This is a genomic window from Vibrio sp. 1562, assembly GCF_033340155.1.
Classification (GTDB): Bacteria; Pseudomonadota; Gammaproteobacteria; order Enterobacterales; family Vibrionaceae; genus Vibrio; species Vibrio alginolyticus.
In genome coordinates this window covers 1-520 of the sequence record NZ_JAWOVY010000764.1, presented here as the reverse complement: position 1 = coordinate 520, position 520 = coordinate 1, and the positions used below count along the sequence as shown (strand labels likewise).

Sequence of the window (520 nt, the reverse complement as noted above, 5' to 3'; positions counted from 1 at the left end):
ACATGGTTTTGTCGGCTTTGTTGCCGCCTTCTAGTTCAAACTCGCCAAGGATGTTTTCCCAAGCCACGCGGTTTTGTTGTACGACGTTGTCGAAGTCCCAGCCGTTAGTGTCTGCTTCTAGGTTTTTCAGTGCGCCGTCAACGCCAGTGCCAGAAATCGCTACTTTGACCACCAATGGCTCATCGCTCTTACCAAAGTTCAAATGCGTCAGGACATCGTTTGCGCGTTTTGCCAAACGTTCTGGGTCAGGTTCTGGTTCGCCCGGCATTGGTTTGTGCTCTGCGTAACCACGGTAATCTTCCAAGCCGACTTCGGTAGCGTCAGTTGGAGTCAATTTGCTTTCAGAAGCCAGCTTGGTGTACAGGTTTTCTTCAATGATTGGATCAGAGAATTCTGCCGCGAAGAAGACGGTTTGCCATTGACCCCATTCGTTTGAGGTACGCGCGCCTACGACGGTAGTGTCGTTAACGCGTTTGTAGTAGATGCTGCGAGAGTGGTTACCGTATTGCTCCAAAAATTC

At 50.2% G+C, this 520-nt stretch carries 1 protein-coding gene; it reads right to left on the bottom strand.

Going from position 1 to position 520, the window contains the following annotated elements; genetic code table 11:
* On the bottom strand, nucleotides 1-520 hold a 520-nt coding region (locus R7Z49_RS27520), incomplete at both ends, for a glycoside hydrolase domain-containing protein (protein ID WP_411913041.1).